Here is a 13,124-nt window from a genome sequence, read left to right on the forward strand (position 1 = left end):
CAGGTGCCCGGAACGAGGCGTGGTTCACACCTCAGCGGTGAAGAGTGACGGAAACCGCCCGAGCGACCACGGATCGTTACGCCGAACGGTGGCATTCGCCCCTGTCACGCCTCCGCTGAAAAAATTTCGGTTTCCGGTGGCATTACTTCCGGATACTGGGGCATGCGCCCGTCACTACAGCGGAGTGCCAGGGAGGGCGGAACCATGACGGCCATGTCAGTGCGAACCACCGAAGCGATCAGCGCGGCGGCGACGCGGTGCGGCGAGGCGGGCGCGGTTTCCGACGTGGCTCCCCTCCCGTGGATCGAGGACGCGGGCAAGGTCGCCCCGCAGGACGCCCGCGCCATGTCGAAGATCTTCTTCGACCGCCTGCAGGTCCTCGAGGAGGGCACGCACGACCACCAGTACGCCCGCAACACCCTGATCGAGATGAATCTCTCCCTGGTGCGCTTCGCGGCCTCGCGGTTCCGCAACCGGGGCGGTGACGACACCGAGGACATCATCCAGGTGGGCACGATCGGCCTGATCAAGGCGATCGACCGCTTCGACCTCTCGCGCGAGGTCGAGTTCGCGACGTTCGCAGTGCCGTACATCGTGGGTGAGATCAAGCGGTTCTTCCGTGACACGACCTGGTCCGTGCACGTGCCGCGACGGCTCCAGGAGCTGCGGGTCGAGCTGGCCAAGGCCAAGGAGACGCTCTCGGCGAAGCTCGACCGCGACCCGACGGTCGCGGAACTGGCCGCGCACCTCGACCTCCCTGAGGAGGAGATCATCGAGGGTCTCGTCGCCGCCAACGGCTACTCCGCCGGCTCGCTGGACACCCCCAACGCGGACAGCGAGTCGGGCAGCGACCAGCGCGCCTACGCCGACCTCCTCGGCGAGGACGACCCGGGCATGGAAAGCGTCGAGAACCTGCACACCCTGGCCCCGCTGCTGCGGCAGCTGGACGACCGGGAGCGGAAGATCGTCCGCATGCGGTTCGGTCAGGAGATGACGCAGGCGCAGATCGGCGCCGAGCTGGGCGTCTCCCAGATGCACGTGTCGCGTCTGCTGGCCAGGATCGTCCAGCGGCTGCGCGCGGGCATGAGCGTCGAGGCCTGACGTCCGCGTCCCGCACACTTGACCGAGGCCCGGCCTGACGCCGGGCCTCGGTCGCATATGCTTCCTGCCGAAACGGCCGTGAGTGTCCGTGCCGTCCGTAGGAAGGGGTGGAGTGTGGCCGAGTCGCTTTCGGGCACCTCTGTGCGCGTGCAGCATCCCGGTGGTATCCCGGAACAGCAGACCGCTCCGGCCGAGGCGGACCTCTCCGTCTGGGACGTCGACGCGGTCCTGCTCCTGGTGGAGGACGACGCCGGCGACGCGCTGCTGGTCGAGGAGATGCTGGCCGACAGCGAGCTGGACGCCCCGCTCACCTGGTGCAAGACGCTGGCCGAGGCGCAGCGGTTCCTCAAGGACTGCCGTTCCTCCGTCTGCGTCCTGCTCGACCTGCACCTACCCGACGTGAGCGGACTCGACTCCGTACGCCGTCTCGTCGCGTCCTCCTCCGATGCCGCCGTCATCGTGCTCACAGGACTGGCCGAGTCGCAGACCGGGCTGTCCGCGATGGCACACGGTGCGCAGGACTACCTCGTCAAGGGCCGGATCGACCCCGAGGTACTGGGCCGCGCGGTCCGCTACGCCCTCCAGCGCAAGCACGCCGAACGCGCGGCGGTGGCGATCCGCACCAGTCGGCTGATCGCCCAGGAGAACGCCCGCCTGGAGCGCGCGCTGCTGCCGATCCCCCTCATGCGCGGCGACAGTTTCCAGGTGGCCGCACGGTACGAGGCCGGTCGCGCCCACGGGCTGCTGAGCGGTGACTTCTACGACGTCGTGCAGACCCCCGACGGCGCGGTGCACGCGGTGATCGGCGATGTGTCCGGGCACGGCGCCGCGGAGGCCGCCCTGGGGGTCTGTCTGCGCGTCGCCTGGCGCACGGCCGTGCTGACCGGTGTCAGCCAGCTGGAGAAGATCGGTCTGCTGGAGGAGATACTCGTCGCCGAGCGCTCCGACCCGCACGTGTTCGCCACCGTGACCACGCTGGTCTTCCCCGCCAGCAGGGACAGGGTGCTCATCGCACGTGCCGGGCATCCCGGGCTGCTGTTGCGGCGCGGCTCGGACGTCGACTGGGTGGAGCCCGACGCGGGCATGGCCCTCGGGCTGCTTCCCGGCGCAGGCCGCTGGACGCTCACGGAGCTGGAGCTCCTGCCCGGCAGTGAGCTCGTCCTGTTCACCGACGGCCTCTTCGAGGGGCGTACGGGTCCCAGTTCCCGGCTGGGCGAGGAGGGCCTGCTCGCCATGGCCGGCAGGTACGGCACTCTCGAACCGCGCGCGTTCGTCGACGCGCTGGTCGCCGAGGCCACCGCGAGCGCCGCGCCCTACGGCGGGCTGGCCGACGACGTAGCCGTCCTGCATGTCGGCTGGAAGGCGCATTCATGAGCACGGAGAAGCCCGGGGCCGTCCTGCCCGGCCCCCTCTCCCGTCTGTCGGTGCAGAACTGGGTCCATCTGATCCTGGCCGGCTTCGTGCTGGTGGTCTGCGGGTGCCTCGTCGTGGGCGGGCTCGTCCTCTCCCGCATATCCGACCGCACCACGGACCTGGTGGACCGCATCCAGCCCGCCCGTTCCGCGTCGTTCCAGTTGCAGAACTCGCTCCTGGACCAGGAGACGGGCGTACGCGGTTACGCGCTCACCGGTGACACCTCGTTCCTCGAGCCGTACGAGGAGGGCACGCGGGCCGAGCGCGAGCGGCTGGCCAGGTTGCGCGCGCTGACCGGGGACGAGCAGCCGTACGCCAGGGACGTCGACCGGATCGAGCGGGCTGCCCAGCGGTGGCGGACCCAGCGGGCCGAGCCGTTGATCGCCGCCGTGCGGGCGAGCGGGCCCACCGGCGCCTCCTCCGCCCCGATCCTGCGGAGCAAGGGGGATTTCGACGCCCTGCGCACGCTGTACAGCGCCCAGCAGAGCCATCTGGACGACGCGCGCGACTCGGCGCGCGCCGAGCTGAACGACGCGCGTACCACCCGCGACTGGGTGCTCACCGCCTTGGTCGCGGGGTTCGTGCTGGCCGTTTTGTCGCTGAGCCTGTTGCTGCACCGCGTGGTGGGCCGGCCTCTCAACGCCCTGACCGCCGCCTCGGACCGGGTGAGGTCGGGCTCCTTCTCCGAGAAGATCGACGTCCCCGGTCCGTCGGACGTCAGGGCGGTGTCCGAGGCGGCCGAGGCGATGCGTCAACGCCTGGTCGCGGAGCTGGGTGAGTCCCAGGACCGGGAGAAGCTGCTGGCCGAGCAGACCTCGGAGCTGCGCCGCTCCAACTCCGAGCTGGAGCAGTTCGCCTACGTGGCCTCGCACGACCTCCAGGAGCCGTTGCGGAAGGTGGCCTCCTTCTGCCAGCTGCTGGAGAAGCGGTACGGCAAGGAGCTGGACGACCGCGGCCGGCAGTACATCGACTTCGCGGTCGACGGCGCCAAGCGGATGCAGGTCCTCATCAACGACCTGCTGACCTTCTCCCGGGTGGGCCGGGTGCAGCAGAGCTGGAAGCCGGTCGACCTGGGCAGCTCGCTGGACCGGGCCCTGTCCAACCTCACCCTGGCCGTCGACGAGTCGGGGGCCACCGTCGTCCGCGAGGACACGCTGCCCGAGCTCCTCGGCGACGGGACGTCACTGACCATGGTCTGGCAGAATCTCGTCGGCAACGCGATCAAGTTCCGCCGCACCGATGTGCCGTGCCGGATCACCGTGGGGTGTGTCCGGGAGGGTGAGGACTGGCACATCACGGTCGCCGACAACGGCATCGGGATCGCGCCGGAGTTCGCCGACAAGGTGTTCATCATCTTCCAGCGCCTGCACGCCCGCGACGAGTACGAGGGAACGGGGATCGGCCTCTCCCTCTGCCGCAAGATCATCGAGTTCCACGGTGGCCGGATCTGGCTGGACCCGGAGCCGGCCGAGGGCACACTGTTCCACTTCACCCTGCCCGTCCTGCCCGAGGCACCCATCCACACCACGGCGGAGCTGCTCGCCCCCGCCCCGCTGACCCCCCGGTCGGGAGACACCCCGTGAACGACGCCGTGAAGCCCATCGAGGTCCTGCTCGTCGAGGACGACCCCGGTGACGAACTGATGACCCGTGAGGCGTTCGAGGACAACAAGATCCGCAACACGCTCCACGTGGTGCGGGACGGTCAGGAGGCGCTCGACTTCCTCTACCGCCAGGGCGAGTACGCCGACGCTCCCCGCCCGGACCTGGTGCTCCTCGACCTGAACCTGCCGCGGTACGACGGCAGGCAGGTGCTCGAGCGGATCAAGACCGACCCGGAGCTGGCGCTGATCCCGGTGGTGGTCCTCACCACGTCCTCGGCCGAGGAGGACATCCTGCGCAGCTACAAACTCCACGCCAACGCCTATGTCACCAAGCCGGTCGACCTGGAGCAGTTCATCGGAGCGGTGCGCCAGATCGACGACTTCTTCGTGAGCGTGGTCCGGCTGCCCCCGCGTGCGTAAGATCTGGAGGGATCCCCCGGAGTGGGATCTCTCGACGCGGGTAGACGAACGGCGAGAAGAGATCCATGACCTCCCCTGCGGCGCCTTGGCTGGAGCACATGAACGAACAGGCCACCTCACGGCCGGACGACCCGTTCCAGGGGTCTCCGTCCACCGAGGTTCTGCTGGTCGCGGAGGTGTTCGACGGGGAGCCGGGATGCATCGCGCAGGCACGCGCGCTGGCCGACCGCTTCCTGGCCCGGCTCGTGGCGGAGTGGCTCGCGGTCCTCGGCGAGCACACCCGCAGTGACCTGATGCTGGCGGTCAGCGAGCTCGTCACCAACGCGGACCGCTACAGCCACGGCCCGTATCTGCTGGAGCTCGAGGGCGATGCCCGGCGCATCAGCGTGACGGTGTACGACAGCAGCACCGCCCTTCCGGTGCTCTACTCCCCCGACCCGGCCCGCCTCGGCGGTCACGGGATGGAGATCGTGGTCGCGCTCTGCGACCGCGTGACGGCCGAGCGGGTTCCCGTCGGCAAGCGCATCCGCGCCGAGTTCATGCTCAGCACCTGAGCCACCGCGCGGGACCTGCACTCGAACCCGGAGACCGCTCCGGTCCATTTTCGGGCACTTTGCGCATCCCCTCCGCGACGTGGCGTGACCTTCCCGGCGAACTTCTGAGCCCTCGGGCGCGGAGGACTACCGTCGAGAGGAGGACCCGACATTGATGGACGTACTACCGGAGCAGTACGCCGAATCGCCGCCTCAAGGACGACGACGTGGCGGCTCCGACGGGACATCGTGGTGTACATGAGCTCCCTCGCGCTTTCCGTGCTGCTGTCACTGGTCTCCGCCGTCGCCTACGCGGCCGGCGCGATCGTCCAGGAGCGCGTGGCCGCGACCGGCGACAGCCGCCCGTACGCACCGCTGCGCAACGGCGTCTGGTGGGTCGCCGTTGCGCTCAACGGCGTGGGAGCGGTGCTGCACGTGGTGGCCCTCGCGTACGGCCCTCTCAGCCTCGTCCAGCCGCTCGGAGCCCTGACGATCGTCTTCGCGCTGCCCATGGCGGCGCTCTTCGTCCACCGCAGGGCGGGACGGACGGCATGGCGAGGCGCCCTGATGGCCACGGTCGGCCTGGCGGGACTGCTCGCACTCACGGGGAGGGCGGGGTCCCACTCCCTCGCCGGGCCGGAGCAGTTGATGCTCGGCGTCGGGACGGCAGGCGTGGTGGTGGCGCTGCTGCTCCTCGCCAAGGGGCTGCACCGGCCGATGCTGCGCAGCGTGGTGCTCGCCACGGGGGCGGGGATCGCCTTCGGGATGGCGTCGGTGTTCACGAAGACCGTGGCGGTCGAATGGACCTCCGGGTCGGTGACGTCCGGGCTGCCGACCCTCCTGGTGATCGCCGCTCTCGCCGCCGCGGGTCTGCTGCTGTCCCAGGCCGCGTACCGGGGGGCCGGCCTGACCGCGCCGCTGGCGACGGTCACGGTGGTCAATCCGGTCGTCGCCGCGGCCGTGGGCATCACCATGTTCGGGGAGCAGTTCCGCTACGGGGTGACGGGCACCCTGCTCGCGGTCGGCTGCGGCGCACTGGCCGCGGCCGGGCTGGTGCTGCTGACCACCGAGCGGGTGGAGGCGGAGCGGCGTACCCGGGAGCGGGCGGAGACCGGGGAGCGGGAGGAGACCGGGGAGCGGGAGGAGACCGGGGAGCCGGCGCCTGCGGCGCGGGCGAAGGACTCCGGGCACCACGTGGCGCTGCCCGCGCCGGCGAAGCCCTCGCTTCCCCAGGGGGCGGCGGTGCTGCCCGACCCTTTTCCGGGGCCGACGGCGCTCTCGCTGCCGCTGACCCTGCCGCTGGACCACGGCGGCGGACGCGTGGAGTTCGACGGCGGCCGGGCCTCTGCGGGCCCGGCTCGCCGCGGTGACTTACAGCCCCTGGCGGGGCCGCCCGTTCAGATGCTGACGCCGCCGGCCCTGAGGTAGGCGAGCGGGTCGACGTCCGATCCGTAGCCGGGGCCGGTGCGGATCTCGAAGTGCAGGTGCGGGCCGGTGCTGTTGCCGGTCGATCCCGAGCGCGCGATCCGCTGGCCGCTGCCGACCTGCTGGCCCTCGCGCACGTGGAGCGACGAGAGGTGCGCGTACTGGCTGTACCTGCCGTCGGCGTGCCGGATGACGACCTCGTAGCCGTACGCTCCGGCCCACCCGGCCGACACGACCTTCCCGGAGGCCACGGCCTTCACCGAGGTTCCGGTGGGCACCGGGAAGTCCACGCCCGTGTGGTAGCCGCTGGACCAGGAACCCGCCTGGTGGTAGGGCGTCCCGGTGCGGGCCGACACCGGGGCGGTGAGGCCGGTACGGGGCTTGGCCGCCTTCTTCTCGGTCGGCTTCGACGCCCGCTCGGGCGCGGCTCTCTCCGTCGCCTTCGGGGTGGCGGCGGCCCTCGGCGCCGGCTTCTGCGTCGCCTTCGGGGCCGCCGCCTTCCGCTTCGGGGCCGCCGCCGGCTTCGGGTCCGCGAGGGGCGTCCCGGCCACGTCGAGGGTCAGCCGCTGCCCCGGGATGATGAGGTCGGGGTCGGATCCCACCACGACGCGGTTGGCCGCGTACAACTGCTGCCACCCGCCCCGGACCCGCTCGGCGGACGCGATGCCGGAGAGGGAGTCCCCGCGCGCGACGGTGTACGCCTCGCGCTTGCCGGGCACGGCGGTCGGCGACGCCTTCGCCGGTGCGGCCGTCGCCCTCGCCGGGCGGGACTCCGCCGTACCGGGCGCGGCCTTGGTGGCGGTCGCCGGACGCTTCGTCTGCGGGGCGGTGTCCGGCGCGTCACCCCCCTGCTTCAGGCCGGCCCGTACGGAACACGTCGGCCAGGCCCCCGGGCCCTGACCGTCGAGCACCTTCTCGGCGACGGCTATCTGCTGGTCCCTGGTCGCCAGGTCGGCCCGTGCCGCATAGGCCGTGCCGCCGTAGGCGGCCCAGGTCGACCGGGTGAACTGCAGGCCGCCGTAGTAGCCGTTACCCGTGTTGATGTGCCAGTTGCCGGTCGACTCGCACGCGGCGACCTTCTCCCACACATCGGTCGTGGCGGCCCCCGCCGAGGCAGCCGTGAGAAGCGGGAGCGCGATGCCCGCGCCGCCCGCCGTCACCGTGAGCGAGGCACGGTTGATCCGGCTGGGCTGATATCTGCGGTGCCGTCCGTTCGCGGCCATGATCAGGCTCCCCCACTGGCTGTAGGACACGTCGCAAGCGGCCAACGTATGGGCAGACAGCGGGTGATGACAAGTGAACAGTCGGCGACCACCGCGCCTGCGCACCGGCGCACCACCCCCGCCACCTGAGCTCGCACCGGCCGTCGGACCAGTCGCGTCGGCTCGGGAGAGCGCTCTATCCGAGTCCGTCGCTGATGCTATAAATGCCCTCATGACGGATGCTCTGCGGCCGACCGGTGCGACGCCCACCCTGGAGGACGTGGCGCGGGCGGCCGGTGTCTCACGTGCCACGGTCTCGCGGGTCGTCAACGGGGTGCGCAACGTGGACCCGTCGATCCAGGAGGCCGTGCGTCAGGCGATCTCGGTCACGGGCTACACGCCCAACCGGGCGGCCCGCTCCCTCGTCACGCGGCGCACGGACGCCATCGCCCTGGTGGTGTCGGGGGCCGGGGTCGAGCCCGACGGGGAGGGGCCCGCCGGGGAGGGGTCCTTCACCGCCCAGGTGTTCGCCGATCCGTTCTTCGGCCGGGTGGTGACCGGAGTCGTCAACTACCTGCGGCCGCGCGGCATGCACCCGGTGTTGATGTTCGCCGAGACCTCGAAGGCGCGGGACGAGGTCGTGGCCTATCTGCGCCAGGGCAGCGCGGACGGCGCGCTGATCGTGTCGACCCACGCCGAGGACCCGCTGCCGGGCATGGTCGTGGACGCCGGGCTGCCGGCCGTGCTCTACGCGCGCCCCGCCCGGCCCGTCCGGATCAGCTACGTCGATCTGGCCCATCGCGACGGCGCCCGGCTGGCCGCCGAGCATCTGCTGGCGCGGGGCTGTCGCCGGATCGTCAGCATCAGCGGGCCCCTGGACATACCGGCGGGGCGGGAGCGGCTCGCGGGCTTCCGGGACGTCATGGCGCGGGGCGGTCACAGCGATGTGCCGGTCGCCGAGGGGCAGTTCACCCAGGAGAGCGGCGAAGCGGCCATGGAGCGGCTGCTGGCCGAACACCCGGATCTGGACGGGGTGTTCGCCGGGAACGACCTGATGGCGACGGGCGCCTGCCATGTGCTGCGGGACCACGGGAGGCGGGTACCCGAGGACGTGGCCGTGATCGGCTTCGACGACAGCAGCGCCGCCTCCGCCTGCCGGCCGCCGCTGACGACGGTGCGGCAACCGGTGGAGGACATGGCCGCGGAGATGACGGGGCTGCTGCTGGACCGGCTGACCGCACCAGACCGGCCGGCGACATCCGTGATCTTCGAACCGGTGCTGGTCGTCAGGGACTCGGCCTAGTACGGCGACGGACCGTGCCTGGCAGGCGGGCGGTCGGGGATGGCCGGTGTTGTCCGTGACGTCCACCGGCTGCCGGGGCGGGCTCACATCAGGATGCGCTGCGCCCTGGCGTACTGGTGGATCAGTTCGCCACCGATCTCCGAGGCCAGCGCGGCGGTGATCCCTGACCGGTCCTGCGGCGGCGACACCCCCGTCACCTCGAAGCCGACCGGGCAGAGGTCCCCGACGCAACGGAGCAGCCCGAGCACCTCCCGCGAGGTGAGCCCGCCCGGCACGCGGATGCCCGTACCGGGAGCGAAGGCCGGGTCGGCGACGTCGACCGCCACCGAGACGTACACGGGACGGCGGCCGATCCGGTGGCGGACGAATCCGGCGGCACCCCGGACGCCCAGCCGGCCGAACCGGCCGACGTCGAGCATGACCCCGCCCGGGGCACGGCCTGATCCGCCGGCGCCGCGCAGGCCGATCCGGACCACCGCCGTCGGGTCGACGAGGTGTTCGTCGACCGCCTGGTGCAAGCAGTCGCCCTCGGAGGCCGGGCCCGCGGGATCCGCGGCCAGGCGGAGAAGGGCGACAGGACCGTGCACCTCGGCCACCGCGCGCAGCGCCGCCAGGGTCAGCTTCCGGCTGCCGCCGAGCAGCAGCACGGCGGCGTTTCCCGCGAGGAGGTGGGAGAGACGCTTGTACAGGACCTCGGGGACGGCACCGGAGATCCACGGTGTCAGATCGAAGTCCCCTCCGTCGACGCAGTCGACGAGGTCGAAGGTGCCCGGGCCGCGGTCCGCACCGGGAGCGGGCGCGAGGGCGGACGCGTCGCGGACGGCGCCCGGTCCCAGGCGGGTCCCGGGGCACCGGCCCGACTCGTCGTAGGGCACCCCGAGGACCACGAGGTCGCGGGCCGTCGGGTCGCGGTCGAGCGGCAGCCGCATGAAGGTGGGGGGCCGCACGCGCGAGCGCGCCGGCGGGTCGTTGCGGTCCACGGTCGGACGTTCCCTCCAGGCTCGGCGAGCTGTCGGCAGCGGGCGGACCGGCCGCCCGGGGACGGCCGGGCGGCCTCCGGCCACTGTGCCCTGGACGCCTCTCCCCGCTCTCCCCGCGTACCCGCATCGGGGCGGACGGCTGCACGCGGACCCGGAAGCCCCGTCCTTTCCGTACCCGTTCGTCGTGCGACACCGCCGGGCCCCCTCGCCGGCCGGGCGTCCGTCGAGGGCGGGCCGGCGAGCCCGCCCGGGGGTCGAGCGACGTCGCCGAGCAGGAGACCGCCGGGGCCGCTCGCCGCGTACGGAGGCCGCGGCTGCCGTTCCGCCCTGCGGGTGCGGACCGCGGTGGCACCGCCCGGCCGGCACACGGTCAGCCGGCCGCGCTCCCGGCCGTCCCCGCCGCCGTCCCCGGTGCGCGCGGCGTCCCCGGACCCGACCGCGGCCCGGTCACGGCCCGTCCGCCGACGCGTTGCCCGGTCGGGTACGCGGTACCGGTCCGGGCGTGCGCATCCCGCTCGTCCGCTGTCCTCGGCTCTCCAGGCCGCCTCGACGGCACCGGTGCGCACCGCCTGCCGTCCTCACCGCCTCCCGCACGCATGGCCTTTCGTGCGCACGGCCGTCCCTGCGGCCCGGACGGGACCACCGGTTCCCGCAGAACCTCCCCGGCCGGGCCCGGAGTTCCCTACGCTTGTCGTCCGTGGCTGACGACCGGAAGGACGCACCCGGCGACGACGTGCCGTACTGGCTGACCGACGTGGTCCGCAGGACGTACGGCGACCCTCCGCCGGAACTGGCGCGGTACGCGGGCCCGGTGCCCGCGGATGCGCGGGGCTCCGCCGTCCTGGTGCTCCTCGGCACCGGTCGCCGGGGCCCGGACGTGCTCTTCCTGCGGCGTTCCGGCGCCCTGCGGAACTACCCGGGCCAGGTCTGCTTCCCCGGTGGCTCCTCCGCTCCCGGTGACGGCGGTCCCGTGCGCACCGCGCTGCGCGAGACGTGCGAGGAGACGGGGCTGAACCCTTCGGAGGTCCGGATCGCGGGCGCGCTCGCCCCGCTGAACCTCGCCCACAGCGGCTTCTCGGTCGTTCCCGTGCTCGGCTGGTGGGGGGCGGGCGGCCGGATCGCCGGGGACGGCGAGGAGATCGTGTCCGTCCACCGGGTGCCCCTCACGGACCTCGCCGACCCGGCGGCGCGGCTGCTGGTCCGGCTCCCCGACGGCTTTCTCAGCCCAGGATTCCTGGCCCGGAACGTGTTCGTGTGGGGTTTCACCGCCGCCCTCACCGCCTGCCTGCTGCGGCTCGGCGGCTGGGAACTCCCCTGGGACACCGACCGGATCGAGGACCTGTCCGACGCCCGGCGCCGCTACGGAGACGGTTCGCCGCCCTGATCCGGACCCGCGGCGGCGACCGCCTCGACGGAGGCGGGGCCGGCCCGGCGGACTGCCCGGTCCCGCTGCCCCGCGCGGAAACCGTCGACCGGCCCCGAGGACGAGCGCAGCAGCGCCAGGTACGCGGACGTCTCCACCGCCACGGCCTCCTCGACGGTCCGGCCGAGGCCGCCCATCACGGCCGACTTCAGATGCCGGAGGCAGTCGCCCGGGACGTCGGCGAGCGTGCGGGCGAAGGACGCGGTCTCCTCGCGGAGCCGGTCCCCCGGGACCGCGCGCAGCGCGAGACCCTTGTCCACGGCCTCGGCTGCCGACAGCCAGCGGCCGGTCATCAGCAGCTCCATCGCGGGCTGCAGGCCCATCTTCCGGACGGTGCGGTGGGTGGCGCCGGCTCCCGGCATGTGACCGTACGGTGTATGCACGTCGCCGATCCGGGCCTCCTCGGCGATCAGTACGAAGTCGCAGGCCACCACCATCTCGAAGCCGCTGGCGCGGGCCTTGGCCTGCACCATGGCGATCGTCGGGACCGGCATGCGCTCCAGGGCGAAGACGACCTGGTTCAGCCGTTCCAGGTAGGCGGCGAACAGGTCGGCATCGGCCTCCTCGCCGTCCAGGACCTCGGTGAGGAAGCCGAGGTCGCTGCCGATGCAGAAGGCCCGGTCGCCGGCACCGGTGAGGACGAGCACCCGGGTGGAACCGTCCTCGGCGACGCGGGCGAAGGCGTCCAGCAGTTCGTGGTGCATCTGCTCGGTGGTGGCGTTGAGCCGGTCGGGGCGGTTGAGCGTGACCCAGGCGATCCCGTCGGCACGGTCCAGGAGAATCGTCCCGTACGCAGGGTCCTTCCCCTCCTCCGTCACCGGACGAGGTCAGCGGCGAGCGGGAACCCGGTCATCGCCTCACCGCGCGCCGAGACGTCCGCCCGGACGAAGACGAGGGCGTAGGCGCGGCGGGGGCCGTCGGTGAGGTTCGGCCCGGAGCCGTGCAGGGTGTTGGCGTGGTGGACCAGGGCGCTGCCCGCGGGTACCGGGTACGCCACGGGTTCCTGCTCGCTGCGTGCCTCGACCAGGACGGCTCCCTCCTCCGGCCGGGTGTGTTCCACCCTGCCCAACCGGTGGCTGCCGAGGACGTACTGGACGCAGCCGTTCTCCGGAGTGGCGTCGTCCAGCGCCATCCACACCGTGACCGCCTCGGGCGGGGTGAGGTGCCAGTAGCGGTTGTCCTGGTGCAGGACGAGACGGCTGCGTTCGCCCTTGCCGGCCGGCTTGTAGAAGGAGTGGTCGCGGAACAGGCGCACGGGGCCGCCGAGCAGTTCCTCCACCCGCCGGTACAGGTCGGGGCGGCGGACCTGGGCCTCGCAGGCCGGGTCGGTCTGCCACAGGTTCACCTTCTGCAGCAGCGCCAGCTCCAGCGGTCTGCCCCTGCGCTCCGAGAGGTCGCGTACCCCTTCGGCCGGGCGGCCGTCGTCGAAGAAGGCCCGCTCCACGCTCCCCCGGAGAGCGACGACCTGCTCGGGCGTCAGCACGTGGTCCCAGCGGACCACCCCGTCGCGCCGGAAGGTCTCGCGCTCGCCGGCTGCCGGATCCGTCGTGGTCGTCGGCTCCACCGCGCCGGAGGGCAAGTGGGAAGCAGTCATGACACTCCTCGGGCAGGGAGGGGCCGGACCGTCGCGGTGCGGCGGGTGGACCGGCCTGACCGGCCCGGGCCCTTCCGTCGGACACCGCACGATGCTGCCACAGGGCGGCGCCCCGTCCCATAGGCCG

Annotated in this window: 12 protein-coding genes; 8 read left to right on the top strand and 4 right to left on the bottom strand. The window is 72.5% G+C overall.

Going from position 1 to position 13,124, the window contains the following annotated elements; translation table 11 throughout:
• Positions 1 to 204 precede the first annotated feature (204 nt).
• The 6 genes from ACFC51_RS27265 to ACFC51_RS27290 all read left to right on the top strand — a co-directional run bounded on the left by ACFC51_RS27265 (position 205) and on the right by ACFC51_RS27290 (position 6,498).
• A complete protein-coding gene (locus ACFC51_RS27265; protein WP_376371062.1) occupies positions 205 to 1,101 on the top strand; it encodes an RNA polymerase sigma factor SigF in 897 nt (298 codons plus the stop codon).
• Between the two features lie 114 nt (positions 1,102 to 1,215).
• On the top strand, positions 1,216 to 2,475 hold the full coding sequence (locus ACFC51_RS27270) for a PP2C family protein-serine/threonine phosphatase (protein ID WP_376371063.1): 1,260 nt from the start codon (positions 1,216 to 1,218) through the stop codon (positions 2,473 to 2,475).
• A complete protein-coding gene (locus ACFC51_RS27275; protein WP_376371065.1) occupies positions 2,472 to 4,097 on the top strand; it encodes a CHASE3 domain-containing protein in 1,626 nt (541 codons plus the stop codon). The genes ACFC51_RS27270 and ACFC51_RS27275 overlap by 4 nt, the downstream gene beginning before the upstream one ends.
• Positions 4,094 to 4,537 carry a response regulator gene (locus ACFC51_RS27280; protein ID WP_327112058.1) on the top strand — a complete coding sequence of 148 codons (444 nt, stop codon included), beginning with the start codon at positions 4,094 to 4,096 and terminating at the stop codon, positions 4,535 to 4,537. Before ACFC51_RS27275 ends, ACFC51_RS27280 begins: the two co-directional genes overlap by 4 nt.
• Positions 4,538 to 4,635: 98 nt before the next feature.
• On the top strand, positions 4,636 to 5,091 hold the full coding sequence (locus ACFC51_RS27285) for an ATP-binding protein (RefSeq protein WP_376371109.1): 456 nt from the start codon (positions 4,636 to 4,638) through the stop codon (positions 5,089 to 5,091).
• Positions 5,092 to 5,328: 237 nt separating this feature from the next.
• Positions 5,329 to 6,498, top strand: coding sequence for a DMT family transporter (locus ACFC51_RS27290; protein ID WP_376531339.1), 1,170 nt, complete (start codon positions 5,329 to 5,331; stop codon positions 6,496 to 6,498).
• On the opposite strand, the gene ACFC51_RS27295 is transcribed toward ACFC51_RS27290, so the two are convergent.
• Complete coding sequence (locus tag ACFC51_RS27295) at positions 6,468 to 7,718, bottom strand: transglycosylase family protein (RefSeq protein WP_376371068.1); 1,251 nt, start codon at positions 7,716 to 7,718, stop codon at positions 6,468 to 6,470. The genes ACFC51_RS27290 and ACFC51_RS27295 overlap by 31 nt on opposite strands.
• Positions 7,719 to 7,929: 211 nt before the next feature.
• Here ACFC51_RS27295 and ACFC51_RS27300 point away from each other — a divergent pair, with 211 nt between their 5' ends.
• Complete coding sequence (locus ACFC51_RS27300) at positions 7,930 to 9,000, top strand: LacI family DNA-binding transcriptional regulator (protein ID WP_376371070.1); 1,071 nt, start codon at positions 7,930 to 7,932, stop codon at positions 8,998 to 9,000.
• An 83-nt stretch (positions 9,001 to 9,083) separates the two neighbouring features.
• Here the strand turns inward: ACFC51_RS27300 and ACFC51_RS27305 are convergent, their stop codons facing one another.
• A complete protein-coding gene (locus ACFC51_RS27305; protein ID WP_376371111.1) occupies positions 9,084 to 9,929 on the bottom strand; it encodes an arginase family protein in 846 nt (281 codons plus the stop codon).
• A 748-nt stretch (positions 9,930 to 10,677) separates the two neighbouring features.
• Between ACFC51_RS27305 and ACFC51_RS27310 the strand changes: the two genes are divergently transcribed.
• Complete coding sequence (locus ACFC51_RS27310) at positions 10,678 to 11,364, top strand: NUDIX hydrolase (protein WP_376371072.1); 687 nt, start codon at positions 10,678 to 10,680, stop codon at positions 11,362 to 11,364.
• Here the strand turns inward: ACFC51_RS27310 and ACFC51_RS27315 are convergent.
• Together ACFC51_RS27315 and ACFC51_RS27320 are read right to left on the bottom strand one after the other, a co-directional pair.
• Positions 11,340 to 12,221: an enoyl-CoA hydratase/isomerase family protein gene (locus ACFC51_RS27315; RefSeq protein ID WP_376371074.1), complete on the bottom strand. Its 882-nt coding sequence runs from the start codon at positions 12,219 to 12,221 to the stop codon at positions 11,340 to 11,342. The two genes, ACFC51_RS27310 and ACFC51_RS27315, sit on opposite strands and share 25 nt — an antisense overlap.
• Entirely contained in the window at positions 12,218 to 12,997 is a 780-nt protein-coding gene (locus ACFC51_RS27320; protein ID WP_376371076.1) for a phytanoyl-CoA dioxygenase family protein, read from the bottom strand. Before ACFC51_RS27320 ends, ACFC51_RS27315 begins: the two co-directional genes overlap by 4 nt.
• Between the last annotated feature and the right edge of the window lie 127 nt (positions 12,998 to 13,124).

The organism is Streptomyces sp. NPDC055962 (assembly GCF_042270185.1).
Lineage (GTDB): Bacteria > Actinomycetota > Actinomycetes > Streptomycetales > Streptomycetaceae > Streptomyces.